Here is a 25,437-nt window from a genome sequence, read left to right as displayed (position 1 = left end):
TCTCGGCCGGTGACCTTCTCGCTCGTCGCCCGCTCCGCCGACGGCCGCCTGCACGGCGTGGCCGTCGCCAGCAAGTTCCTCGCCGCCGGGGCGTTGGTGCCGGCCGCCGCCGCCGAGGTGGGTGCGCTGGCCACCCAGGCGCACGTGAACCTCGCCTACCGCCCGCAGGGTCTCACCCTGCTACGCACCGGGGTGGCTGCCGCCGACGTGGTGACCGGGCTGATCGCCGCCGACCCCGAGCGGGACCATCGTCAACTCGGCGTCGTGGGGGCCACCGGAACGGGGGCCAGTTGGACGGGGCCGGCCTGCCACCCGTGGGCCGGCGGGCGGACCGGCGACGGCTGGGCCGCGCAGGGCAACGTGCTCACCGGGCCGGAGGTCGTCGACGCCCTCGGTGCGGCCTGGGAGGCGGGAGCGGCGCTGCCGTTCGCCGAGCGGCTGGTGGCCGCGTTGCGGGCCGGCGACGAGGCCGGCGGCGACCGGCGTGGGCGGCAGAGCGCCGGCCTGCTGGTGGTCGAGCGCGGCGGCGGGTACGGCGGCACCAGCGATGTGGTGGTGGACCTTCGGGTGGACGACCACCCCGACCCGGTGGCCGAGCTGGGTCGTCTGCTGTCGGTGCACACCATGCTGTTCGGCCGGCCGGACCCGGCCACCCTGCTCGACCTCACCGGCGCGGTCGCCGCCGAGGTGGCGGCGTTGCTCGCCGCGCTCGGTCATCCGGCGCGGGAGGACGACCCGGAAGCGGCGTTGATCTCCTGGGCCGGGTTGGAGAACCTGGAGGAACGGCTGGTGCCGGGGCGGATCGACCCGGTGGTGCTGACGCACCTGCGCGGCGTCGCCCCGCACGTCCCCGCGCCCCGCTCGGCGAGCTGATTCAGCGACACCGGCGCCGGACCGCAGGGCCGGCCGTCAGCGGCCGAAGGCCAGCCAGCGGAAGCCGGCGGCGTCGACCGCTGCCCGTTCCGGGACGGTCACTGCCGTCCGGCCGGTGGCCTTGCGGATCAGCGTCAACCGGTCCCAGCCCAACCCAGCCGGCGTCGGTCGTCCGCCGGTGAGCAGCTCGGCGATGACCGCCGCCGCCGGTGGGGTGAGCCACGGCGACCGGCCCAGCGCGGCGGCCAGGTCCAACCCGTGCACGCCCACCTCGACGACCCGGGTCCGCAGGAACTCGCCGAGGCGCATCGCGTCGCCGTGGCGGGTTCGCACCACCCGGTCGGGCGCGGCGGCGGCGACGGCCGCCTCGGTGGCCCGCCAGGCCCGGTCGAACTCGGTCGCCAGCGCCGCCCGGTCCACCGGTAGCGCGTCCCGCTGCCCGCCGGCGATCCGGTCGGCGTCGACCTCGGCGGTGAACTTCGCCGCGCCGAAGTAGCCTGCGGCGTCCACCTCGGCGTGTGGCGGGGCGGGCGCGGCGAGCATGTCGGTCAGTCGGCCGACCCCGGTGCGGGTGTGCGCGATCAGCTCCCCGACGGTCCACGGCGGGCAGTCGGTGGGCCGGCCGAGATCATCGTCGGTCAGCTCGGTCAGGACCTCGGTGAACCGCGCGCACTCGGCGGAGAACGCCGCCCGGGTCGGCTCCACCGGGCGGCTCAGCCCTTGACCCGGGGCACCAGCCGGTGCACGACGGTGAGCACCAGCGCCATCACCACGGCCATCGTGCCGGCGATCCCGGCGGCGCTGCCCGCGTACCCGACGAACAACGGCCGGCGGGACAACTCCTGCGGCCCGGTGCCGCGTAGCTCGATCAGCCAGGACAGGGACAGTCCGCTGGCGACCAGGGCGAGCAGGCCGACCACCCCGAGCACCAGCGCGGCGACCCGGTGCGCGTCGCCGGGGGCGACCTCGGCCTGCTCCCGCTGGGTGATCAGCAGGAGCAACCCGGCCAACGCCGCCCAGACACCCACCACCAGGTACGCGGCGACGGCGTCGCTGGGCCGGTGCCAGCCGGCGGAGAGGGTGGCGACTCCGGCGACGGCGGCGTAGCCGGCACCCACGAACGCGCCGACCGCCCGGACCTTGCGCGGCAGCACGAGCATCAGCGCGACCGCCACCGAGGCGGCCACCGTGGTGTGCCCGCTGGGCAGGCTGTTGCCCACCGCCGCGCGTTCCGGGTCGAGGCCGAAGTCGGGGCGGTTCAGCCCGTACTTGAGCAGTTGGGTGGTGACGTTCGCTCCGGCGATCAGCAGGGTCGCGGTGATCGCCAGGGCGATCCGCCCCCGGATCAACGCGATGAAGCCGATCATCGCGGTGGCGGCCAGCAGCGAGACGACCGACATCGCGTTGAGGATCCGGTCGACCGGACCATCGATGGTGTCCTGTCCGATCCGGTTGCCGGTGAGGGCGACGGTGTCCACCCACTGACCGATCTCGAGGTGCACGGCCACCCGCCACACGGCGAGGAAGGCAGCCGCCTGGACAAGGGCCAGTACGACCAACCAGACCGCGGTCCAACCCCGTGCCGTCGCGCGCATCCGCACACCGTAGCGGCAGGTGTCGGCGGTCCGAGCGGTGGCCCGCCACCAATCGCCGGTTAGGTTGTGCCGGAGGTGAGGAGGCGGTGGTGAGCGGAACACCGGAGCGCGACAGCTGCCCGGCCGAGCCCGGTCCGGAGCAGCGCGGAGGCGGCGATCCGGGGCTGGAAGGGCCGGCGCGGGCCGGCGCCGACACCGGTCCGGGAGAGCCAGCGCGGGCCGAGTCGCTGACGGATCTGCTGGGCGGGCGACGCGGCGCCATCGACGCCACACTGCCGCCGCTGGCGTTCGCCGCGGGGTGGTTGTGGGGCGGCGAGTCGCTGTGGGGCGGGGTCGGCGCGGCGCTGGCAGTGGGCGCGGTGGTGGCCGGCGTACGCCTGCGTCGGGGTGACCGGCCGCGTTCGGTCCTGATCGGGCTGCTGGCCGTCTGTGTCGCGGCGCTGATCGCGGTGCGCACCGGTCGGGCCGAGAACTTCTTTCTGATCCAGGTGTTGTCAAACGCCGCGAGCGCTCTGGCGTGGACGGTCAGCATCGTGGTGCGGTGGCCACTGCTCGGTGTGCTGGTCGGCGCGGTGCTGGGCCAGCGCGCCCGATGGCGGCGCGACCCGGTGCTGCTGCGCGGGTACGGCCGGGCGAGTTGGGTGTGGACGGCGACGTACCTGCTGCGGGTCGCCGTGTTCGTGCCGCTCTACCTGGGCGGGCAGGTGCTCGCTCTGGTGGTGGCCCGGGTGGCGCTGACCTGGCCGCTGGTGGCGGCGGCGCTGGCACTGAGTTGGGTGGTGCTGCGGCGCTCGCTGCCGGCCGGGCACCCGGGGCTGCGTCACCCGGTCGCGCCGCCTCGCTGAACCGGTCGCGCCGCCTCGCCGGTGCGGCGGGGCGGCGCGGACTCGCTGCAAAAGTGGAGAGGCCGCCACGGGGGGAGCGGCCTCTCCGGTGACGTACGTTACTCCGTCACGGACCTCGGTGTGATCCCGCGACGGCCCGAATTTCTGGGCTTTTTCGCGGCTAGCTTCAGTCCGGGCGGTGGGGCGGGCCAGCCGATCCGCTGCGTCGGCCAGATGGCCGGCCCACCCCGGCCTGACCGTGGGTGTCAGGCCGTCCGCCAGCCCTGGTCCGTCGTTCCGCGGACCGGGCCGGACCCCGGGGTGGGCGGTCCACGCCACCCACCCCGGGTCGTATCAGCCGTTCGGGAACAGGCTGCCGTAGTCGGCGTACGCCATGGCGACGTCAGCCTGCGCCCAGAACCGGTGGTAGTTGAACTCGGGCTCCGGACCACCGTCCAGGTACGCCTGCACCTTGGGCCAGTCCGGGTCGTTCTTGTAGAAGGACCGGATGTCCAGGAAGCTCTTGCCGGCGGCGATGGCGTCGCCGTTCGGCATCTTCCCGGTCCAGCCCGACGGGACGTAGAGGCCCTGTCCGGTGGACGCGTTGTAGACGTCGTCGAAGCGCCGGTAGTCGCCACGCTTCTCGGTGGTGGACACGCCCTTGGCGTCGCTGGCGGACGACAGCGCGTCGAGCAGCCCCTTGGCGGTGTCCTTCGCCGCGACGTTGCCCGACTTGGCCGCGTACGCGATCAGGGTCCGGGCGTAGGCGGCGGTGACGCCGACGTCCTGGCCCTTCACCGTGACCTCGACGTGCAGGTTGGTGTTGGGCTGCGGGTTGGACGGGTTCCAGGTGGTCGGCTGACCGGTCCACGCCATGTCCGACGGGATGGACCAGTTGGTGCCGAGGGTGGTGTTGGCGATCGCCCACGGCACCCACTTGTCCAGCAGCGCCTTGGCCTTCGCGTTGCCGGTCTGCAGGTACAGCTCGGCGATGCGCTGCATCGACCAGGCCTGCATGCCGAACCACTGGTTCGACGGCGGGTCGTTGTAGACCGGGTCGACGTCGTAGAACATGCCGTAGAAGGTGCTGGTGCCGGCCGGCGGCTGGGCGTAGCTGCCGTCCCAGCTGTTGGTGGCACCACCGGCGATGCCGCCCTCGGCGGACTGCAGCCAGGTGTAGAACTCCAGCTGCCGGTCGAGGCTCTTGGTCCAGTCGCTGGCGGCGGTCGGCGACTTCGGCGCCAGCTCCGGGGTGTTGGTCAGCGCCCAGGCCGCGAACGGGTTCTGGTAGCCGAAGTGGTTGTGGCTGGAGCCGATCCGCCAGGACCAGTTCTGGCTGGTGTCGTACGCGCCGCCCCAGGCGTAGTACCAGGACAGCAGGTAGTGCGCCGAGTCCTTGCCGCTGCCTGCGGGGCAGGTGCTGGCCCCGACGCAGTTGCCGATCTTCTTGAAGTACTTGTCGAACATCGCGTACCGCAGGTAGTCGCCCATCTTGGCGGCCTTGGTGATGGTGGCCGCGACGTCGGCCTGCTTGTTCTGCGCCTTGGCCCAGGTCAGCGCCCAGTACGCGGCCTGCACGGCGCGGGCGTCGGCGTCCGGGGCGTTGGTGTACTTCCACTGCTTGGCGGGGGCCCCGGTGTCCTTGACGAACAGGTCGAGGTAGCCGTACTGACCGCCGTGCTTGAAGGTGTCGCAGGACGGCTGCGGGACGGTCTCCCACACCGACTCCTGGGTGCCCCGCTGGAAGGTGTTGATGTACGCCGGCTTGGTGGTGCCGTCACCGCAGCGGCCGAAGCCGTAGGTGTTGTCGACGTCCATCAGCCAGTGCATGCCGTAGATGTCGCCGGTGCCGTAGGTGGACTGCAACTCCGAGCGGAGCGGGTCCTGGCCGACCGGGACGTTCGGGTCCAGCGCCGAGGGGTACTGGCTGGGCAGGTTGTACTCCGCGGCGTACTGCGGGGTGCCCGCGGAGCCGGCGGTCGGCTGGTCGGCGTGCGTCGGGATGATGTACTTCTCCATCACGGTCCACGCGTTGTTGAACGGGGCCCAGTTCTGGGTGACCCGCCCGTAGTTCGCCTCCAGCCAGAGCCAAAAGCTGAACGCCTCGGAGGTGGTCTCGTGACCGTGGTCGGGGGCTTCCACGATCAGCGTCTCCACCGAGTGGTACGGCACGCCCTCGGGGCTGAAGTAACCCGAGTTCTTGATCTTGCCGTACTGCTCGAGGAACTTCGCGATGTAGGTGTTGTCGCCGCCGGGGGTGTCGTTGTCGATCTCGGTGGCGGTGACCGCCAGCGAGGCCAGACCCGTGGCGGTGGCGGTGATGGTGGCGGCGCCGCCGACGGTGTCGGCGTCCTCGGCCGCGGCGACCGTGACGGTGGCCCCGGTGTTCCAGTTGCTCGGGGTCAGCGTGACGGTGCTCGGCGAGACCGTGACATCGGTGTCACCGGTGCGGGTGAGGGTGACCGGCACGTTGGCCGTCGGCGCGGCGCTGAGCTTCAGGTTGAAGGTGGCGGTGCCACCCTCGGCGACGCTCACCGCGGACGGCGTGGCGACCAGCGTCGGGCCGCTGGCGGCGCCGACGGTGAACGCCTTCTCGTCGACCCCGATGCCGTTGGCGTTGTCGTACGCCTTGGCCTGCACGGTGTAGCTGCCGGCCGGCAGGTCCTCCTGGGTGTAGGCGTACGGGGCGCTGGTGTCGGTGTTGATCAGCAGGCCGTTGCGGTAGAACTCGACCTTGCTGATCGTCCCGTCCGGGTCGCTGGCGGTGGCGGTCAGCGGCACGTCGGCCGGCGCGGTGAACGGCCCGCTCGGCAGGCCGAGCGAAACCGTCGGCGGCTGGTTGGCCGGGGTGCCGTTGCACGGGGTGCCGTTGATGGTGAACGCGGTGGGCTTCGGGTTGCTCCCGGTGTGGGCGCCGTTGAAGCCGATGGTGGTGGAGGCCCCGGTGCCGAGGTTGCCGTTGTACGACTCGTTGGTCGCGGTGACCTCACTGCCGGTCTGGCTGTACCGGGCCGACCAGCCCTGGGTGACCCGTTGACCGCTGTTCGGGAAGGTCCACTTGAGCGTCCAGTTGGTGATCGGGTCGCCCAGGTTCTTGATGGTGACATTGGCGGTGAAGCCGGTGTTCCAGTCGTTGGTCGCGTAGACCACGTCGCAGGCGGGTGCGGCCTGTGCGGCGCCAGCGGGCAGGGTCACCCCGCCGATGGCGAGCGCGGCGGCGGCGATGATCGCCACTCGACGGCGTCGTGCCAGTTGTCTCATGTGCGCGGTGTCTCCTCGGACCGGGCCGGGACGGTCCCCGGCGAGGCGCCTGCCCGCGTGGGTGGTGGTCCGCGGGGATGTCGAGGCGCCGGGAAGGTGGTCTCCCCCGGGCCCGGCCGGGGTTCGGCGGTGCGAGCCCGCACGGGAGGGGTCCCGCCGGCTGATCGGGTGACCGTGACCGGAGCTGGTGCTGCCGGCTGCCCTCGGTGGACCCGCACTCACGCGATGTGGCTCCTGTCGCGTCGAATCGACAGTGTGCCATGGAAGCGCTCCCACAACAAGCGCACGGAGCCTCGGATCAGCTCCTTGTTTCGATCTCGTTTTGGGGCTTTCACAAAGGCGTGACGGGCGTTACAGTCGCAACATCGGTCGATGGGAGCGCTTCCATCGACAAGGTTCCAACAAGAAGATCGCTGGGATCGTCTCTGACGAGCTCAGGGAACCAGACCGAGGGCCGACGACGGGCCAGCCCGGACGCCGTCGTCAGCCATCGTCCCGCCACAGGGAGGGAGGTGGAACCAGAGCCACTCGCGTGGCCCGGCTCCCGCGCGACACGCACGGCAGGACCCAAATTCCGCCCGTGTGTGTGCAGTTACGGTGGGGACGGGGGTTGCCCTCCCCCGTCCCCACACTAAACCCCCGTACACGATAGGAAAAGAGGCCGACGGGACAGGCGCGCCGCGCCGCCCGGACGGCCTCGTTCGCTGCTCGGGGCCACATCCGTCTCCCACTCGCCAGCGCCGGCCGCCATGACGGCCGGCTGACCAGCCGGCAGCGCCTGCCCTATCATGGGAGCGCTCCCGAATCTTTCGGCGGTGGCCCCGTATCCATGAGGAGAATCCATGTCGATACCTATTGGGCCCGCCGGCCCGCTGCGCTTCCCGGACAACTTCGGCTGGGGCGCGGCCACCTCCGCGTACCAGATCGAGGGCGCCACCAAGGAGGACGGGCGCGGCGAGTCGGTCTGGGACACCTTCAGCCGCGTCCCGGGGCGCACCCGCAACGGAGACACCGGCGACGTGGCCATCGACCATTACCACCGGTACGCCGAGGACCTCGACCTCATGCGCGACCTCGGGTTGCGCAGCTACCGCTTCTCCATCTCCTGGCCCCGAATCCAACCCGACGGCACCGGCACGCCCAATCAGCGCGGCCTCGACTTCTACCGCCGCCTCCTCGACGGTCTGCACGAGCGCGGCATCACCCCGATGGCCACCCTCTTCCACTGGGATCTGCCCCAGGCGCTCCAGGACGCCGGCGGCTGGGAGTCGCGCGACACCGCCCACCGCTTCGCCGACTACGCCGACGTGGTCTTCCGCGCCCTCGGCGACCGGGTGCCGTCCTGGCTCACCATCAACGAGCCCAAGACCGTGGTGCAGAACGGCTACCTCACCGGCCACCACGCCCCGGGCCGGCAGGACCCGGACGCCGCCTACCTGGTCGCCCACCACCTGCAACTCGCGCACGGGTTCGCCGTCGGCGCGCTGCGGGCCACCGGCAGCGACAGCCGGATCGGCCCCGCGCTCAACCTGCACCCCTGCTACCCCGCCGACGACTCCCCGCAGGCGGCCGCTGCCGCCCACCTCTACGACGCCTACGAGAACCGCCTCTACCTCGACTCGCTGTTCAAGGGCAGCTACCCGGAGGACCTGCTGGCCGACCTGGGCCCCCAGAGCCGGATGGTCCAGGGCATCCGCGACGGCGACCTGAAGGTCATCTCCGCGCCGGTCGACCTGCTGGCCGTGCAGTACTACACCCCGATCTACGTCACCGCCGACGGCGGCACCGCGCACCGGTGGGCGACCTCCGAGGCCGAGTGGCAGCAGATCTACCCCGAGGGGATGTACGACCTGCTCACCCGGATCACCCGCGACTACGGCCCGATCCCGCTCACCATCACCGAGAACGGGCTGCCCACCCCGGACACTCTGGACGCGGACGACACCGTCCAGGACACCGGCCGGATCAGCTTCCTGCGCGACCACCTCACCGCGGCGCACCGGGCCATCGCCGACGGGGTGCCGCTGGAGAGCTTCCACGTCTGGTCACTGCTCGACAACTTCGAGTGGGACCAGGGCTACGACCAGCGCTGGGGCCTGGTCTACGTCGACTACCCCACCCAGCGGCGGGTGCTCAAGAGCAGCGCCACCTGGTACCGCTCCGTCATCGCCGACGGCGGCTTCTGAACGCGCCGCCACCCGGACCGCCGGGCCCGGACGGCTCGGCTCGGGTGAGCCGGTGACCGTCCGGGCTCGGCCGGCTCACTCAGCGGGGCAGCGCCTGCTGCAACTCCGCCCGCAGGGCCGGGGTGAGCATCTCCCCCGCCTGCTTCGCCAGCCGGGCCATCTCGTAGCCCACCACGCCGATGTCCGCGTCACCGGCCGCCAAGGTCGCCAGAATCGAACCGTCGCGGATCTGCATCACCAGGAAGTAGCCACGGCCCATCTCGACCACCGTCTGCTTGACGACATCGCCGTCGAACATCTGGGCCGCGCCCGCGGTGATGCTCATCAGCCCGGAGGTCACCGCGGCGAGCTTGTCCGCGTTGTCACGCGGCAGGTGATCGGAGATCGCCACCAGCAGCCCGTCGGAGGAGACCACCACCGCGTGCGCCACACCCGGCACCCGCTCCGCGAACGCGCTCACCAGCCAGCTCAGGTCACGCGCCTCCTGGCTCAACGTCGTCACTGTCGTCGTCCCCCTTCGTCGTGCCCCCCGGACGGTGGCACGGGTATCTCGGTGGTGTCCTCAGCCTCGGCGCGCCGTACTCCGCTGTAGAGCCGCGAGAGCATGCCGCCGACCGCCTCCGGGTCCGGGTCGGTGCGGGTCGGTGCCGTCATCGGTTGGGCCGAACGGGTGACAGCGCTCAACTGCGCCATGGGCACCCGCACCGGCAGTCCCCGCTCGTTGGTGCCTGCGGTCACCGGGATGGTCGGTGGCGCCGCCGGTGCGGGCACCACCGGCGAGGTCGGGCCCTGCCGCGAATACCAGCCCCCACCGTTGCCGTTGCCGTTGGCAGTGGCCGGGGCCAGCACGTCCTCGGCGCGCACCGGCATCGGGCGGCCCTGACGCGGCACGCCGACGCCCGGCGGGCGGCCGGCGACCGGCAGGTCCCGCACCGCGTTGCCCGGTGCGGCGGCAGCGCCCGGCCAGCCCGCCCCGGGCTGCGCAGCCAGCCCTCGCGCCGCGCTCGCCGCCAGCATCCGCGCCGACGGGGGCGCGTCCAGCTCCACGTTGCCCGGGGCAGCCAGCAACTCGGCGGGCAGGACGAGCCGGGCGACCAGGCCATCCTCGCCGCCCTCCAACCGCACGCGGAGGCCCAACCGGGCCGCCAGGTGGCTGACCACGAAGAGCCCCATCCGCTCCACCGCCGCCACGTCCGCGGCCGGCGGGCTGGCCAGCACCTCGTTCGCCTGCACCAGCGCGGCCGGGCTCATGCCCAGACCACGGTCGACGATCTCGATCAGCGGACCGCCCGCTCCGACCCGGGCGGTCACCACCACGACGGTGTCCGGGCGGGAGAAGGCCGTGGCGTTCTCCAGCAACTCGGCCAGCAGGTGCACCAGCTCGCCGACGGCGTGCCCGACCACGTGCACGTCCGCCACCGACTCGATCCGGACCCGCTGGTACTGCTCGATCTCGGCGGCGGCGGCCAGCAGCACCGCACCGAGACCGACCGGCCGGTTCCACCGGCGGGTGGAGTCGGTGCCGGCGAGCACCAACAGGCTCTCGTCGTTACGGCGCATCCGGGCGGCCAGGTGATCGAGCTTGAACAGGTTCTCCAGCTGGTCCGGGTCGCTCTCCTCGCGCTCCAGGTCGTCGAGCAGCTCCAACTGGCGCTCCACCAGCACCTGACTGCGCCGGGCCAGGTTGACGAACATCGCGTTGACGTTACGCCGCATGAGCGCCTGCTCGACGGCGACAGTGACCGCGCTGCGGTGCACCGCCACGAACGCCTCGGCCAGCTCGCCGATCTCGTCGAGCGAACGCACCACCGCCGGCGCGACCTCGATGCGGGGCACCCCGCCGGTGACGGTCTTCAGCCGGTCCAGGGCGTCGGGCAACTCGACCTGGGCGATCCGCAGCGCCTGGCTGCGCAGCAGCCGCATCGACCGGGCGACCGACCGGCCGATGAGCAACGAGATCAGCAGGGCGGCCAGCAGGACCGTCACGACCCCGCCGACCACCAGCAGGGTCGCCCGCAGCTGGTCGGCGCTGGCCTCCTCGGCCTGCCGCACGGCGTCGTCGAGCACGCCCGCCTCGAGCTGGCGCAGCGACTCCTGGCGTTGCTGGCTGGCCGACCACCACTGCTCCGACGGGAGCACCTGCGGCGACGCGCCACCGGAGGACAGGCTGCGCTCCTCCAGATCGGTGGCGACCAGAAACATCGGCGACACCGATGTCTCGTCGTAGCGGCGGATCTGCGCACTGGTCGCGGCCACCCGGAACGCGCCGAGCGCGGTGAGTTGCTGGCCGCGCAGGTCGGCGAGGATCACCCGGTCCTCGGTGCCGTACGCACCGGCGCGGGCGGCGGCGTAGAGCTGGCCCCGCACCCGGGAGGACAGCTCCTTGACCCGGGCCAGCTGGACGTAGCGCAGCACCGCGTCGTTCAGCGCCGGCTGGTTCTGACCCGGCGTCGGTTCGGCGAGCAGGTCGAGCAACGCCCCGACCGCCCGGTGGTAGTTGCTCAGGATGGTCTCGCTGCTGAGCACCGCCGGTGGGATCGCCGCGCGGATGTCGACCACCTGGTCGTACGCCTCCAACGCCTCCGAGAAGGCCACCCGCCAGGAGGCGTCCGCGTCCGCCAGTGGCTCGGCGGCCCGGCTGAGGTCCACGATGGCCTTGTCGGTGGCCGCCTGCAACGGCTTCAGGTCGTTCGCGGCGGCCTGCCGGTCACCACCCTTACGCAGCTCACCCAGCTCCCCCGCCGAGCGGTCGCGCTCCTGCTGGAGGTGGTGCACCGCGGCGGTGATCTGGCGGCCGATGCCGACCTGACTGGAGAAGTCGTTCAACGCCGTCGTCCGCCCCACCAGCGTGCTGGTCTGCACCCCGGCGAGCAGGAGGAACGCCATCGACGGCACCACCAGCACGGTGGCGAGCTTCGTGCTCATCCGCCAGTCGCGCAGCCGGAACGGTGACCGCCGTCGATGCGGAACGACTCGGACGTCGAAGCGGCGGCGGCGATGGTTCGACACCGCACCGTTCGCCGGGTCGGGACCTGCCGCCACCCTGCCTCCTCCGTCCTACCGCGTCCACCGCGGTCGGGGGAGCGCAGTCCATCCAACCAGGCTCGGTACCGCTGTCAACGGCCCGGGCGAGGCCGAGGTTCAGGAAGGATACTGCGGGTGGGACCGTCCTGCCGTGGTCGGTAAAACCAGCTCGTCCGTCCGGCCGATGTCGGCGAGCTCGATCGCGTCACCGAAGCGCCCCAGCGCGACCAACGCGGCACCGGTGGCGCCGATTTCCGGGTTGCGTTGATGCGATACCGGTCGCGGTGCGAGCGCGGTGGCGAAGGCCTGCCGCCACCACACCGAGGCGGCAACCGCGCCGCCGCCCAGCACCACGCCGACCGGTTTGTCGATGGTGGACTCCAACACCCCGAGGTCGTCGGCGACGAGCTCACACAGCCCCTGCATCAGCCCGGCCAGGATGTCGACAGATGTGGTGCTGAAGCTGAGCCCGCGCAGCGCTCCGCTGCCCGCCGGGGCCAGCCCGGGTGCCCGGTCGCCGCCGAAGCGGGGATCCGCCGGTCGACCACCGCCCGCCGGCACCAGCGCCAGCGCCGCGTCCAACTCCGCGCCCTGGGGCAACCGCAACTCCCGGTTCGCCCAGGCGAAGAGGTTGCCGCCGTTGGCGTACGCGGCACCGGTCACCACGTGGTCGTGGTCGACCCGGTAACGCCACAACCGTTCCGGCAGGCGGGGCATCGGTTCGCCGGCCGGGATCCGCTGCATCAGCCGTACGGCTGCGGAGGTGCCCACTGTGACGGCGGCCCGGCTCGGGTCGACGCAGCCCGAGCCGACGTTCGACGCCCCTCCGTCACCGACCGGCGGTGACCAGCGGGCCTGCGCCAGCTGCGGCCACCGACGAGCCAGGTCGACCCGGAGCCGGCCGTGCCAGTCCAGCTCGCCGAGGGGCGGCAGCTGCGCCGGTGTCGCCTCGGCCAGCGCCAGCGCCTCATCGTCCCAGCGCAGGGTGCGCAGATCCAGCAGACCGGTCCCGGAGGCCTGGGAGATCGACATGGGCGCGGTGTCGAGCAGCTCACCCAGCACGTACTCGGGCAGACCGACGAACCGGGCGATCGGGGTGCCGGACTGCTCGCGCAACCAGGGCAACCGCATCGACCAGTACGACCGGTGCCACCAGCAGCCGGTGCGCTGGTGGAAGCCGTCCGGGTCCGCCGGTCCGGCGGTGCGGCCGACCGGGGCGGGCCGGGTGTCCAGCCAGGTGACCACCGGGCCCAGCGGAGCGCCGTCGCGGTCCAGCGGAAGCACCGAGTGCCACTGGGCGGAGACCGCCACCAGGTCGACGTCGTGCAGGTGCCCCGACTCGGCCAGCTCGTCCAGGCACTCGACCAGGCTCGCCAGGTAGTCCCGGCCGGACAGCGTGCCGGTGCCGTCGTCGCCGATGGCGAGGTCGACCTTGCGGCGGGCCAGTGCGCCGGGCAGCGGCTGCGTGTCCGCGTCCAGCACCAGCCCGCGTACCGAGGAGGTGCCCAGGTCGAGCGCGAGAATGTTCATCGCCGGTCAAGTTACCCCGTGCCAGCGGGGCGACGGGCGCGTAGGGTGGATCACATGCTCGCGCACCTGACCAGTTGGTGGCCCGCCGACCCGGCGGCCATCCCCCGCGCGTAGCTCCATCCACGCGGCCGCCATCGAGGCGGTCGCCGGATCTCCCGGTTCCAGGGCCGCCCGAGGGCGGCACCCGGCCCGACGGAGATTCCGATGACCCAGCTGACCGACCTGCTCGCCGCCGTCACGCACGGCGTCGACCCCGGCCCCTTCGCGCTGCTGCGCCGCGACGGCGCTGACGAACTGGACCTGTTCACCGGCCCGGTCGACACCGCCGAGGGGCTCACCGACATTCCGCTGCCGCCGGGCCCACCCGGGGCCCGGACGCTGGCCCTCGTGCCGTACCGGCAGATCACCGAACGTGGTTTCGCCTGCGTCGACGACGGTGCCCCGCTGGAGTTCCTCCAGGTCAGCGCCCACCAGCGGATCGCACTGGCCGACGCCCTCGCCGCGCTGCCCGACGAGCCGGTCCACACCACCGACGCCGGCTTCGACGTCAGCGACGAGGAGTACGCGCGGACCGTGCAGCGCGTGCTGTCCGAGGAGATCGGTCGGGGCGAGGGCGCGAACTTCGTGATCCACCGCGCCCTGCACGCCACCGTGCAGGGTCCGCCGCTGCGGGCCGCGTTGGCCGCACTGCGCCGGTTGCTGGTCGGCGAGCGCGGCGCGTACTGGACGTTCGTGGTGCACACCGGCACCCGCACGCTGGTCGGCGCCAGCCCGGAGCGGCACGTCAGCGTCGACGACGGGTTGGTGATGATGAACCCGATCAGCGGCACCTTCCGCTGCCCGGGCGGCGTCGCGGACCGGACGGCCCTGCTGCGTTTCCTCGCCGACCCGAAGGAGGTCGAGGAGCTGTACATGGTGCTCGACGAGGAGCTGAAGATGATGGCCACCGTCGCCGAACACGGTGGGCAGGTGATCGGGCCGTACCTGAAGGAGATGTCGCACCTGGCGCACACCGAGTACCTGCTCGCCGGGCGGGGCACCCGGGACGTGCGGGAGGTGCTGCGCGAGACGATGTTCGCCCCCACCGTGACGGGCAGCCCGATCGAGAACGCCTGCCGGGTGATCGCCCGGCACGAGCGCCGGGGTCGGGGCTACTACGGCGGTGTGCTGGCGTTGCTCGGTCACGACGAGGCCGGCCGGCAGACGCTCGATGCCCCGATCCTGATCCGGACCGCCGAGATCTCCCCCACCGGCCGACTGCGGGTGCCGGTCGGCGCGACCCTGGTCCGGCACTCGACGACGGCCGGCGAGGTGGCCGAGACGCACGCCAAGGCCGCCGGTGTGCTGGCCGCGCTCGGCCTCGGTCCGGCGGCGTCCGTCGGCGACCGCGGGCCGGTCGCGCGGCTGGCCGACGACCCGGCGGTACGCGACGCGCTGGCCGCGCGTAACGCACCGCTGGCGCGGTTCTGGCTGGACCAGCGGTCACCGGACGCGCCCGGACTGCCCGCACTGGTCGGCCGCCGGGCGTTGATCGTGGACGCCGAGGACACCTTCACCGCCATGCTGGCCCACCAGCTGAGCGCGTTGGGCCTCGCGGTGACCACCCGGCCGTGGCACGCGAGCGGCCCGGTCGACGACTACGACCTGGTGGTGGCCGGTCCCGGGCCGGGTGACCCGGGCAGCGCGGACGCGCCGAAGATGGTGGCGCTGCGCTCGCTGCTGACCGGGCTGCTGGCAACCGGTCGTCCCACCCTCGCGGTCTGTCTCGGCCATCAGGTGCTGGCCGGGCTGCTGGGGCTGACGCTGCACCGCCGGGAGGCGCCCTACCAGGGGTTGCAGCGGGAGGTGCCGGTGTTCGGGCGGACCCGCCGGGTCGGGTTCTACTCGACGTTCACCGCCCGCGCCGAGGCCGACCGGTTGGCCACCGCGTACGGGCCGGTGGAGCTGGCCCGGGACCCGGGCGACGGTGCCGTGCACGCCCTGCGGGGGCGCGGCTTCGCCGGGGTGCAGTTCCACGCGGAGTCGGTGCTCAGCCCGGACGGGCTCGCCGTGCTGAGCGAGCTGTTGGCCGATCTGCTGCCGGCGGCGCGTACGCAGGCGCTGTCCGCGACGCGCGACGGCGCATAGTCACAGTGCCCCGGGGGTAGGGCTGGATGGACCGGTGGCGCGGACGGGCCGAGAGCCCCCGCCCGCGCCACCGGTCACCCTCGTCCGTCAGCCGGCCGCCGGCTCAATTTTTCCGCAACTTCCGGGTCGTTCCGGCCCGGCGCCGCGCGCGGACGACGATCCTGATGCCATCGGTGCCGGCGGGATCGAGCCGTCGCCCCGCACCGGGCGCCTGAACGGGGGATCGCGCTCCGCCGGCAACGGAGCTGGCGTAGCGCGATCAGGGGACCGGGTCCGCCCCGCCCGCGCTCAGTGGACCAGGGTCGCCATCAGCCGGTCCAGTTCGGCCGCCGGGTCGGCGGTGAGGCCGGTGTGCACCGGCCCCGTCTGGATCATCGTGCTGCGCGGCGCGGCCAGCCAGTGGAACCGCTCACCGAGGCGCATCCGGGTCGCCGGCCCGTCACCGGAGCAGGTCCGGTCCCAGGAGTCGAGCACCGCCTCCACCGCCGGCAGGTCGACGTCGGGTGCCAGCGCGCGAACCCGGTCGGCGTCCAGGTGCGTCCGCGCGGCCAGGTAGTCGCGCTGCTGGCAGTAGAGCAACACCCCGACGTTGATCTGCTCGCCGCGCTCGATGCGGGGTACGAGCCGGATCACCGCGTACTCGAAGGGTTGCCTCATGCCCCGCTCCCCGGTGGCAGCCAGTCGGCCGTGCGGGCGACCCGGCGGGTCAGGTGGTGCAGGTACGCCTCGCGCGCCGCGTCGGCCGTGTCGAAGTCGGCGGCGGTCAGCCACTCCCCCGGCACCAGGGCCAGCACCTCGCTGAGCAGCTCCGGGGTGACCTGGGGGGCCAACTCGGCGTCGGCCTCGGCCAGCCGCGACGCGTACGGCGCCAGCACGTGGTCGTCCGCGCGGTAGGCGCGGTGCACGGCGGCGTCGGCGCGCGGCCAGTTGTGGTGGAAGTACAGCGAGGCGCCGTGGTCGATCAGCCACAGCTCCCGGTGCCAGACGAGCAGGTTCGGATTGCGCCAACTGCGGTCGACGTTCTCCACGTACGCGTCGAACCAGAGCACCCGGGAGGCCAGCGCCGGGTCGACGGGGTGCGCCACCGGGTCGAAGCCCAGCGCCCCGGGCAGGAAGTCCATCCCGAGGTTGGCGCCACCGCTGCCGCGCAGCAGCTCCTGCACCTCCTGGTCGGGTTCGGCCCGCCCGATGACCGGGTCGATGTCGAGGACCACCAGCGGCGGCACCCGCAGCCCCAGCCGGCGGGCCAGCTCGCCGCAGATCACCTCGGCGATGAGCGCCTTGGGCCCCTGCCCGGCGCCGCGGAACTTCGCCACGTAGGTGCCCAGGTCGTCGGCCTCCACCACGCCCGGCAGCGACCCACCCTCGCGGAGCGGGGTGACGTAGCGGATCGCGGTGACCTGGCGGAGCACGCCGCCCACCCTACTGTGCTGCCCGGGACGGGTGGGCGGGCCGGCCCGGACCGGCACACGTGGGTCAGTCGAGCTTGTCGCGCAGCTTGTCGACCTGGGTCTGCAGGCGGTTCACCGCGTTCTCGTTGTTGACGAACGTGGTGATCCCCGCGGCCAGGCCGAGCCCGATCAGCACGGCCAGGATGCTGAGCACCAGGCCGCCGATGGACACGCCACGACCGGTGACCCCGGGTCGGCGCGCCATCTTGAGCCCGACGATGCCGAGGATGATCCCGATGATGCCCAGCACCAGCCCCAGCCAGGCGAGGATCGCCGTCAACACGCTGAACAGGCCGGCCACTCCGAACACCAGGGCGAAGGTCGCTGCGGCGCTGGTCTTGGCGCGGGCGTCCCCCCGGTGGCCGCGGGACCCGGCCGTTACGCCGGCACCCCGGGCCGGCTCGCTTGCGGCAGTCATGAGAATCCCTTCCGTACGCGCGGCGCGCGCACTTCCGGCGAGCCGCATTCCCCCGAAGACCCCGGTTACGCCTCCCACCAGCAGGAGTGTCGGTGGTCGGGCCTAGGCTGGCCGCCCGGCCACGAAAAGGAGCGCCCGATGCCTGTCGACCTCAGCGCGGCCGAGGCGCTCGCGCTGCGGATGACCAGCTTGTTGCTGCGCCCGCAGCCGAGCACCCGACCCGGCACCGTCGCCGAGGTGGTCGAGTGGTTCGGCGCGATGCAGGCACAGGATCTGGCCAGCGGGTTGTGGTCGCTGGGGGCCCGACTGCCCGGTTGCCGGGTGACCGACGTGCAGGCGGCGTTGGAGCGGCGTGAGGCGCTGCGCACCTGGCCGATGCGGGGCACCGTGCACCTCGTGCCGTCCGCCGACGCCCGTTGGATGCTGGAGCTGACCGGTGTCCGATCGCTGGCCGCCGTGGCGACCCGGCGGGCGCAGCTCGGGCTCAGCGAGGCCGACGCGGACCGGGCGGTGGACGTCCTGGGTGCCGCGTTGGCCGGCGGTGGTCGGCTCACCCGCGCGCAGTGCCTGGCCGCCCTGCGGGCCGCCGGCCTGAGCACCGACGGGCAGCGCGGCTACCACCTGCTGTGGTATGCGAGCGTTCGCGGGGTGACCTGCGTGGCGCCCAACGTCGGCACCGAGCAGACCTTCGCCCTGCTCGACGAGTGGGCACCCGAATCTCGCCGGTTGGAGCGGGACGAGGCGCTGGCCGTGCTCGCCCACCGCTACGTTCGCTCGCACGGCCCGGTCACCGACCGCGAGTTCGCCGGGTGGAGCGGGCTCACCCTCACCGACGCCCGGCGCGGCCTGACCGCCGCCGACGACGCGCTGAGCACCGTACGGGTCGACGGCACACCGATGTACGTCGACGCGGCAGTGCCAGACGCCCCGCGCACCACGGCGGACGACGTGCTGGCGTTGCCCGGTTTCGACGAGTACCTGCTCGGCTTCCGGGACCGCACGTTGATGCTCGACCCCGCCCACCAGGCGGCGGTGGTGCCGGGCAACAACGGCATCTTCCAGGCCACAGTGGTGCGCGCCGGTCGGGTGGTCGGCGTGTGGAAGCGCAAGATCACCCGCACCGGGGTCACCGTGACCGTCCGGCCGCTCACGCCGCTGGACGTCGCCGCGCGGGCCCGGGTGGAGCAGGCGCTCGGGCGCTACGCCGACTTCCTCGGGCTGCCGGCCCGCTTCGACTGGCTGACCTGACCGACGGCGTCACGCGGCGGCGGGTCGGCCGCTCGTGGGCGGGCGGCGCTGAGCAGGTCGGCGATCCGCCTCACCCGGGGGTCTTCGCGGATCTGCGCCACGCTGGCCGGCAGCGGCAGCCGCCAGTTCGGGTACTCGTCCACCGTGCCCGGCATGTTGGGTTGGCGCACCTCGCCCAGCACGTCGTAGAGGGAGACGCCGAGCAGCCGGGTCGGGCTGGCCGCGAGCGCGGCGTGCATCGACACCACCACCTCGCCGTCGTCGGGTGTCGCTGTCGCGTCGGGCCGTGCCGGGTCGACGGTCGGTGTCGGCAGCAGGTTCTCGGTGCGCAGCATCGTGAGCAGCCGGTCGCGGTCGGCGGCGGCGCGGGCCCGCTCCACCGCCACGTCGGTGCCGAGCAGTTTCAACTCGTCGCGCACCCGCACGTGCTCGCCGGTGAGGAAGCCCGGTGCGGTGGGCAGGTCGTGGGTGGAGATCGTGGCGAGGGCGTTGCGCGGCCACCGGGCCGGTGGGACGAAGTCACCGTTGTCGTCGCGGGCGAACCACAGCACTGTCGAGCCGAGCATGTTGCGCCCCCGCAACCCTCGGGTCACCGCCGGTTGGACGGTGCCGAGATCCTCGCCGACCACCACCGCGCCGGCCCGGTGCGCCTCCAGCGCGAGGATGCCGAGCATCGCCTCGGCGTCGTAGCGCACGTAGGTGCCCTCGGCCGCGCCGCCGCCCGGCGGCACCCACCACAGTCGCCACAGGCCGGCGACGTGATCGACCCGCAGGCCACCGGCGTGCCGCAGGGCCCGGCGCAGCATGTCCCGGTAGGCGGCGTAGCCGGTGGCGGCGAGCCGGTCCGGACGCCACGCGGCGAGGCCCCAGTCCTGGCCGAGCTGGTTGAAGTCGTCCGGTGGGGCACCGACCCGCACGCCCTGGGCCAGCACGTCGGCGAGCTGCCAGCCGTCCGCGCCGCCCGGGTCGATGCCGACGGCCAGGTCGTGCACGACACCGACCGGCATCCCCGCCGCGCGGGCCGCCGCGGTGACGGCGTCGAGCTGCTCGTCGCACAGCTGTTGCAGCCAGGCGTAAAAGGCGACCCGGTCGGCGAGCTGCCGACGCTGCTCGGCGACCGCCGGGGCGTCCGGGTGGCGCAGCTGCGCCGGCCAGGCCCGCCAGTCGTTGCCGTGCCGCTCGGCGAGCGCGCACCAGGTGGCGAAGCTGGTCAGTGCCGGGTCCGCGGTGAGGTCCACCGGCCGGGCGTGAGGGTGCAGCAACTCCAGGGCGTGCCGCTTGGCGGACCACACCTCGTCGTAGTCGATCAGCGGTCCCCGGTCGGGGCGCAACGCGTCGACCACCGCACGGGTCGCCGGGTCCGCCGCGCGGTACGCGGCGGTGTCGCTGACCCGCAGGTACAGCGGGTTGACGAAGCGTCGGCTGGCGGGCGAATACGGTGAGGTGGCCACCGGGTGCGCCGGCCCCACCGCGTGCAGCGGGTTGAGCAGCACCAGCCCCGCCCCGGTCGCCCCGGCCCACTCGGTGAAGTCGGCGAGGTCACCGAGATCGCCCATGCCCCAGGAGCGCTCCGAGGTGAGCGCGTAGAGCTGAAGCATCCAGCCCCAGGCCCGGGGTGGCACCGGGAGCCGGCGCGGCACCACCACCACTGTGACCTCCCGGTCGGCGCAGGCCAGCCGGTGCCAACCCAGCGGCAGGTTGGCCGGCAACTCACCGTCGACCGCCCGCCGACCACCGTCCTCCAGGGTGAGCACCCCTGGGCCGGGCAGCGCCCGGCTGCGGCCGTGGGTGAGCACGACCGTCTCCGGCAGGGCGCCCCGGTCGACAGCGCGGACGGCGGCGAGGGCGTCGGCGATCGCCGCCGGGCTGGTGGCGTCCACGCCGAGCAGCCCCAGCACACCCACCACGGTTTCCGGTGCGACCGCGACGCGGCGGTGCCGCCAATCCTCGTACCAGGTGGAAACACCGTGCGCGTTGGCCAGCGCGGCCAATCGTCGGTTCATCCCCATCCCCCGCCCCGAAACGTGACCTGCAACCACCCTCCCACCCCCGCGCCCCACCCGCTCACCGGCAGCGCCGATCTTGCACTTTCTGTCCCGACATAAGGGGCGTTCGACCTATGTCGACAACTGTTACTGCAAGATCGGCGCTAGCTGGCTAGCTGGCTAGTCGGCGAGCGCGCCGGCGGCCCGACCCTCGTGCAGGGTCAGGTTGCGGCCGTTGGTCGGGTCGAACAGGTGGATCTTCTCCAGGTTGAACCAGACCCGCCGCGTCTGCCCCTCGGCGACCGGGGACTCGGCGGACAGCCGGGTCACCAGGTTGCCGCCGGCACCGGCGAAGTCGGCGGCGCCCGCGTCGGCGGCCAACTCCTCCAACTCGGCGGCGCTGGCCTTCTCACCCTCGACGGTGAAGTAGACGTACTTGTCCGAGCCCATCGACTCGACGATGTCCACCGGCGCCTCGAACTCCATGCCCCGCCGACGCGTGTCGTCGTCGACCAGTTCGGCGTCCTCGAAGTGCTCCGGCCGGATGCCGAGGATCAGCTCACGGGGCGCGTCGGCCGCCTCCAACTCCCGGCGAACACGGTCGCCGAGCGGCACCTGCCCCAGGGCGGTGTGCAACTCGCCGTCCTGCACGGCGGCGTGCAGGAAGTTCATCGACGGTGAGCCGATGAAGCCGGCCACGAAGAGGTTGCGGGGGTGGTCGTACAGCTCCTGCGGTGGCCCGACCTGCTGTACCGCGCCACCCCGCATGATCACCACGCGGTCGCCGAGGGTCATCGCCTCGGTCTGGTCGTGGGTGACGTAGACGGTGGTGGTGCCGAGCTGCTTCTGCAGGCGGGACACCACCGTGCGCATCTGCACCCGCAGCTTGGCGTCGAGGTTGGACAACGGTTCGTCCATCAGGAACGCCTTCGGCTGGCGGACGATGGCGCGGCCCATCGCCACCCGCTGGCGCTGACCACCGGAGAGGTTGGCCGGCTTGCGGTCCAGCAGCGAGGTCAGCTCCAGCACCTTCGCCGCTTCGTCGACCTTCTGGTTGATGGTCTCCTTGTCCAGCTTCGCCAGCCGCAGCGGGAACGCCATGTTCTCCCGCACCGTCATGTTCGGGTAGAGCGCGTACGACTGGAACACCATGGCGATGTCCCGGTCCCGGGGAGCCTTGTCGTTGACCCGCTGCCCGCCGATGCGCAGCTCACCGGAGCTGATGTCCTCCAGCCCGGCGATCATGTTGAGGGTGGTGGACTTCCCGCAGCCGGACGGCCCGACCAGGATCACGAACTCGCCGTCGGCGATCTCCAGGTCGACGTCCTGCACGGCGACGGTCCCGTCCGGGAAGCTCTTGCTCACGTTGTCCAGCACGATGTCAGCCATGACTTTCCACCTATCCCTTGACTGCGCCGGAGGTCAGACCGGACACGATGCGACGCTGGAAGAAGAGGACGAACAGGATGATCGGAACGGTGATCACCACGGCGGCGGCGCAGATCGCCCCGGTGGGGTCCTCGAACTGCGACTCGCCGGTGAAGAACGACAGCGCGACCGGCACCGTACGGGCACGTTCGGTGGAGGTCAGCGTGATGGCGAACAGGAAGTCGTTCCAGCAGAAGATGAAGACCAGGATCGCCGTGGTGAACAACCCGGGCGCGGCCAGCGGCGCGATCACCCGCCGGAACGCCTGCCCCTGGGTGGCGCCGTCCATCTTCGCGGCCTTCTCCAGGTCCCAGGGGATCTGCTTGAAGAACGCCGACAGCGTGTAGATCGCCAGCGGCAGCGCGAAGGTGATGTACGGCAGGATCAGCCCGGGCCAGGTGTCGAACAGGCCCAGCTGCCGCTCGATCTCGAACAGCGGCGACACCAGTGACACCTGCGGGAACATCGCGATCAGCAGGGAGACGCCGACCAGCAGCTTCTTGCCGGGGAAGTCCAACCGGCTGATCGCGTACGCGGCCATCGCACCGAGCACCACAGCGATCAGCGTGGCGATCAACGCGATGCCGATCGAGTTGATCAGTGCCCGGACGAACTGGTCGGTGTCGAAGATGGTCCGGTAGTTGTCGAGCGTCCATTCCCGGGGGATGAAGTTCCCGTCGGTGAGGGTGGCCGGCGTCTTGAACGACAGCGACGCGATCCACAGCACCGGGACCAACGCGAAGACGACCACGAGGACGTCGAGCAGACCCCAGCGCAGCTTCGCCCGGGTGGTGGTTTCGACAGCCATGTCAGCGCCTCTCTCCGTCGTCGCTACCCGGGGCAGCGGTGCCGAACAGCTTCACGAAGACGAATGCGATGATCGCCACGGTGATGAAGATCAGCACCGACATCGTCGAGCCGATGCCGAGGTTGAGGCCCCGGATCAGGTTGTTGTAGGCGAGCATCGACACCGACGACGTCTCGTTGCCTCCGGCGGTCAACACGAAGATGTTGTCGAAGACCCGGAACGCGTCCAGGGTGCGGAACAGCAACGCGACAAGGATCGCCGGCTTCATCACCGGCAGCATCACCTTGGTGAACTTCTGCCAGGCGGTCGCGCCGTCGGTGGAGGCCGCCTTGAGCAGGTCCTCCGGCACCAGCGCCAACCCGGCCATCAACAGCAGCGCCATGAACGGGGTGGTCTTCCAGATCTCCGCGAGCATGATGATCGCCAGCGAGCTGGCCCGCTCGGTCAGCGGCGCGCCGTCGCTGAACAGGTTGGCCAGGTAGCCGGTGCCGGGCGTCCAGGCGTACCGCCAGGAGAACGCGGCGACCACCGTGACGATCCCGTACGGGATCAGCGCCGAGGTCCGGACCAGGCCGCGCCCGATCAGGGTGCGGTGCATGATGATCGCCAGGCCCATGCCGAGCACCAGCTCGACGGCCACGGTGACCACCGTGATCAGCATGGTCACCCCGAACGCGGTCCACCAGAACTCGTTGGTGAGCACCGTGACGTAGTTCTCCAACCCGATGAACTCACGCTGATCGGGGAAGCGCAGGTCGAAGCGCTGCAACGACAGCCAGACCGAGTAGATGATCGGGTACGCGGTCACCGCGATCATGACCAGCGCGGCGGGCGCGCAGAGCAGCAGGCCGAGCCGGCGTTCGGCTTTCTTGTTCTCGCTCAGTGGGGGCTTGCGACGGCCGCCACGTTGGGCGGGCACTGTGGCGCGCCGGCCGGTGGCGCCACTGGTCTCGTCGGCGGCGACATCGGCGCCGGTGGGCGTGGCGTTGATGCTCACGGCGTCACCTCTTCTCGCGACTGCGGGGCTCGCAAAACCGGCTCACTCCGAGCGCTCACGGCAGGACCCCCTTCGACTGGAGGGCGTCGGCGATGGCGTCGCGCAGCTCGTCGGCGGTCTGCTGCGGGCTGATCCCGGACGGCGGCGACAGGATCGCCGACATCACCGTGGAGATGCTCTGGTAGGCGGGGGTCAGCGGACGCGTCGCCGGCTCTTTCAGCTCCTCCAGGATGGTGTCCTTCATCGGGTACGCCTCGGTCATCTCCGGGTCGTCGAAGACCGCCTCGATGGTGGGCGGTACGCCGTCGTTGATGGCGGAGAACTTCTGGTGCTCGGCGCTGCGGATGCACCGGGCCGCCTCGAAGGACTGCTCGGGGTGCTTGGAGTAGGAGCTGACCGCCAGGTTGACCCCACCGATGGTGACCTTGCTGGGGGTGCCCTCGTCGATGCCCGGGATCCGAGCCCAGCCGACCTGCTTGGCCAGCTCCGGGTTCGCCTCCTGCAAAGCCGGGTAGACGAACGGCCAGTTCACCTGGAACGCGCCGGCGCCGGACTGGAACTCCAGCCGGACCGGGTCCTCAGTGGCGTTGCTGAACGACGGCGACGTCACGCCCGACGTGGCGAACTTCTTCAGCTGCTCCAACGCCCGGACGGTGCCCTGGTCCATCACGGCCTTCGTACCGTCGTCGTTGAGGATCTTCCCGCCGGCGCTCTCGGCGAGGGTGTTGTAGAGAACGACCAGGCCCTCGTACTGGGCGCCCATGGTGAGCACCTGGTACGGCTTGCCCTGCTCCTTGAGCTGCTGGGCGGCGCTGATCATCTGGTCCCAGGTGGTCGGCGGCTGCGGCACCAGGTCCTTGCGGTACCAGAGCAGCTGGACGTTGGTGTTCTTCGGTGCCGCGTACAGCTTGTCCTCGTACCGGGCGGTGGCCAGCGGTCCGGCGAGGGTGCCCTGCTCGACCTCGGCCTTGTCCTGGCCGGTCCACTCGCGGATCCAGTCGGCGCTGGCGAACTCCTGGGTCCAGGTGACGTCCAGCCCGAGCAGATCCATCCCGCTGTCCTCGGCGGCGAGCCGGCGCACCATCTGCACCCGCTGGTCGTCGGCCTGCCGGGGCAGCACCCGGTAGGCGATCTCGTACCGCCCCTGGGCCTGCGCGTTGCAGTCGTCGACGACCTTCTGCAGGTTCTGCTCGGGCGGGTAGTACAGGTTGATCGTCGGTGGGCCACCCGCGTCGTCGGCGCCGCACGCGGCCAGCGGCGCGACGAGTGCCAGCGCGGCAGCCGCCGCGCCCAGCCGAACAACCGGCCGGCGTCGGTGTCGAGCCGTGTCGGGGTCCGTCATCGCCCTCCCCCTCTCCTCGGCGAAAGACCGGGGAAGGGCATCCGTGCCCCGGCGCACGGCGAGCCGACTCCGAGCCGGCAAGCTGCGGAAACGCCGGCGCGGAGGCTCTGTAGCGGCTACTCTGCCCCAGCTGTGAAGCCGCGAAACCTGGCTGTCAGAGCGAGAGCCCGGCCGCCTCTGCCGGCGCCGCCACCAGGTGCGTGATCAACTCGACTTCCTGAAAGTCGGGCCGTCACCGCACCAGGGAAGCCCCGCTTTTCTGAAAGCCGAGTCGATCACGCGCGGGGACAGCGCTCCCGTGCGGAACGAGGTGCTCCCCCGCCGGCAGTCAACCGAGCTG

19 protein-coding genes are annotated in these 25,437 nt (G+C 72.1%); 5 read left to right on the top strand and 14 right to left on the bottom strand.

Annotated elements, in window-relative coordinates:
- The first annotated feature begins 9 nt into the window (after window positions 1–9).
- Complete coding sequence (locus AB0C03_RS16985; RefSeq protein ID WP_357637604.1) at window positions 10–873, top strand: DUF1028 domain-containing protein; 864 nt, start codon at window positions 10–12, stop codon at window positions 871–873.
- Window positions 874–909: 36 nt separating this feature from the next.
- Here AB0C03_RS16985 and AB0C03_RS16980 read toward each other — a convergent pair whose 3' ends face one another.
- Together AB0C03_RS16980 and AB0C03_RS16975 are read right to left on the bottom strand one after the other, a co-directional pair.
- Window positions 910–1,578: a maleylpyruvate isomerase N-terminal domain-containing protein gene (locus AB0C03_RS16980; RefSeq protein WP_357637601.1), complete on the bottom strand. Its 669-nt coding sequence runs from the start codon at window positions 1,576–1,578 to the stop codon at window positions 910–912.
- Between the two features lie 8 nt (window positions 1,579–1,586).
- Window positions 1,587–2,474, bottom strand: coding sequence for a phosphatase PAP2 family protein (locus AB0C03_RS16975; protein WP_030328658.1), 888 nt, complete (start codon window positions 2,472–2,474; stop codon window positions 1,587–1,589).
- 230 nt (window positions 2,475–2,704) lie between these two features.
- On the opposite strand from AB0C03_RS16975, the gene AB0C03_RS16970 reads away from it, so the two are divergent.
- Window positions 2,705–3,313, top strand: a complete 609-nt coding sequence (locus AB0C03_RS16970) for a DUF3159 domain-containing protein (protein WP_387217959.1) — start codon at window positions 2,705–2,707, stop codon at window positions 3,311–3,313.
- 333 nt (window positions 3,314–3,646) lie between these two features.
- Here AB0C03_RS16970 and AB0C03_RS16965 read toward each other — a convergent pair whose 3' ends face one another.
- On the bottom strand, window positions 3,647–6,553 hold the full coding sequence (locus tag AB0C03_RS16965) for a glycoside hydrolase family 48 protein (protein ID WP_210865325.1): 2,907 nt from the start codon (window positions 6,551–6,553) through the stop codon (window positions 3,647–3,649).
- Window positions 6,554–7,395: 842 nt separating this feature from the next.
- Between AB0C03_RS16965 and AB0C03_RS16960 the strand changes: the two genes are divergently transcribed.
- Window positions 7,396–8,739 carry a GH1 family beta-glucosidase gene (locus tag AB0C03_RS16960; protein ID WP_030328664.1) on the top strand — a complete coding sequence of 448 codons (1,344 nt, stop codon included), beginning with the start codon at window positions 7,396–7,398 and terminating at the stop codon, window positions 8,737–8,739.
- 79 nt (window positions 8,740–8,818) lie between these two features.
- Here AB0C03_RS16960 and AB0C03_RS16955 read toward each other — a convergent pair whose 3' ends face one another.
- The 3 genes from AB0C03_RS16955 to AB0C03_RS16945 form a co-directional block, all read right to left on the bottom strand.
- Window positions 8,819–9,241, bottom strand: coding sequence for a roadblock/LC7 domain-containing protein (locus AB0C03_RS16955; RefSeq protein ID WP_030328666.1), 423 nt, complete (start codon window positions 9,239–9,241; stop codon window positions 8,819–8,821).
- Window positions 9,238–11,781 (bottom strand): sensor histidine kinase, encoded by a 2,544-nt coding sequence (locus AB0C03_RS16950; protein ID WP_210865327.1) that lies wholly within the window; start codon window positions 11,779–11,781, stop codon window positions 9,238–9,240. The genes AB0C03_RS16955 and AB0C03_RS16950 overlap by 4 nt, the downstream gene beginning before the upstream one ends.
- Window positions 11,782–11,880: 99 nt before the next feature.
- Window positions 11,881–13,293, bottom strand: coding sequence for an FGGY family carbohydrate kinase (locus AB0C03_RS16945; protein ID WP_030328670.1), 1,413 nt, complete (start codon window positions 13,291–13,293; stop codon window positions 11,881–11,883).
- A gap of 204 nt (window positions 13,294–13,497) precedes the next feature.
- On the opposite strand from AB0C03_RS16945, the gene AB0C03_RS16940 reads away from it, so the two are divergent.
- On the top strand, window positions 13,498–15,420 hold the full coding sequence (locus AB0C03_RS16940) for an anthranilate synthase family protein (RefSeq protein WP_210865328.1): 1,923 nt from the start codon (window positions 13,498–13,500) through the stop codon (window positions 15,418–15,420).
- Window positions 15,421–15,708: 288 nt separating this feature from the next.
- Here the strand turns inward: AB0C03_RS16940 and AB0C03_RS16935 are convergent, their stop codons facing one another.
- The 3 genes from AB0C03_RS16935 to AB0C03_RS16925 form a co-directional block, all read right to left on the bottom strand.
- On the bottom strand, window positions 15,709–16,077 hold the full coding sequence (locus AB0C03_RS16935) for a DUF3037 domain-containing protein (RefSeq protein WP_357637594.1): 369 nt from the start codon (window positions 16,075–16,077) through the stop codon (window positions 15,709–15,711).
- Window positions 16,074–16,832 (bottom strand): HipA family kinase, encoded by a 759-nt coding sequence (locus AB0C03_RS16930; protein ID WP_030328676.1) that lies wholly within the window; start codon window positions 16,830–16,832, stop codon window positions 16,074–16,076. The genes AB0C03_RS16935 and AB0C03_RS16930 overlap by 4 nt, the downstream gene beginning before the upstream one ends.
- A 64-nt stretch (window positions 16,833–16,896) precedes the next feature.
- On the bottom strand, window positions 16,897–17,289 hold the full coding sequence (locus tag AB0C03_RS16925; protein ID WP_030328678.1) for a hypothetical protein: 393 nt from the start codon (window positions 17,287–17,289) through the stop codon (window positions 16,897–16,899).
- Between the two features lie 138 nt (window positions 17,290–17,427).
- On the opposite strand from AB0C03_RS16925, the gene AB0C03_RS16920 reads away from it, so the two are divergent.
- The gene (locus tag AB0C03_RS16920) at window positions 17,428–18,537 is read left to right on the top strand and encodes a winged helix DNA-binding domain-containing protein (protein ID WP_357637591.1); all 1,110 of its coding nucleotides are present in this window, start codon (window positions 17,428–17,430) and stop codon (window positions 18,535–18,537) included.
- Here AB0C03_RS16920 and malQ read toward each other — a convergent pair.
- The 5 genes from malQ to AB0C03_RS16895 form a co-directional block, all read right to left on the bottom strand.
- Window positions 18,489–20,540, bottom strand: coding sequence for a 4-alpha-glucanotransferase (malQ, locus tag AB0C03_RS16915; RefSeq protein ID WP_357637588.1), 2,052 nt, complete (start codon window positions 20,538–20,540; stop codon window positions 18,489–18,491). The genes AB0C03_RS16920 and malQ overlap by 49 nt on opposite strands.
- A 162-nt stretch (window positions 20,541–20,702) precedes the next feature.
- Entirely contained in the window at window positions 20,703–21,911 is a 1,209-nt protein-coding gene (locus AB0C03_RS16910; RefSeq protein ID WP_357637585.1) for an ABC transporter ATP-binding protein, read from the bottom strand.
- A gap of 10 nt (window positions 21,912–21,921) precedes the next feature.
- Complete coding sequence (locus tag AB0C03_RS16905; protein ID WP_030328686.1) at window positions 21,922–22,758, bottom strand: carbohydrate ABC transporter permease; 837 nt, start codon at window positions 22,756–22,758, stop codon at window positions 21,922–21,924.
- Between the two features lies 1 nt (window position 22,759).
- The gene (locus AB0C03_RS16900) at window positions 22,760–23,755 is read right to left on the bottom strand and encodes a carbohydrate ABC transporter permease (protein ID WP_307857794.1); all 996 of its coding nucleotides are present in this window, start codon (window positions 23,753–23,755) and stop codon (window positions 22,760–22,762) included.
- A 55-nt stretch (window positions 23,756–23,810) separates the two neighbouring features.
- Window positions 23,811–25,097: an ABC transporter substrate-binding protein gene (locus AB0C03_RS16895; protein ID WP_030328691.1), complete on the bottom strand. Its 1,287-nt coding sequence runs from the start codon at window positions 25,095–25,097 to the stop codon at window positions 23,811–23,813.
- Between the last annotated feature and the right edge of the window lie 340 nt (window positions 25,098–25,437).

It is taken from the genome of Micromonospora parva (assembly GCF_040649675.1).
GTDB classification, from domain to species: Bacteria; Actinomycetota; Actinomycetes; order Mycobacteriales; family Micromonosporaceae; genus Micromonospora; species Micromonospora parva.
Note: the sequence above shows the minus strand (reverse complement) of the source record. Positions and strands in the feature narration are given on the sequence as shown.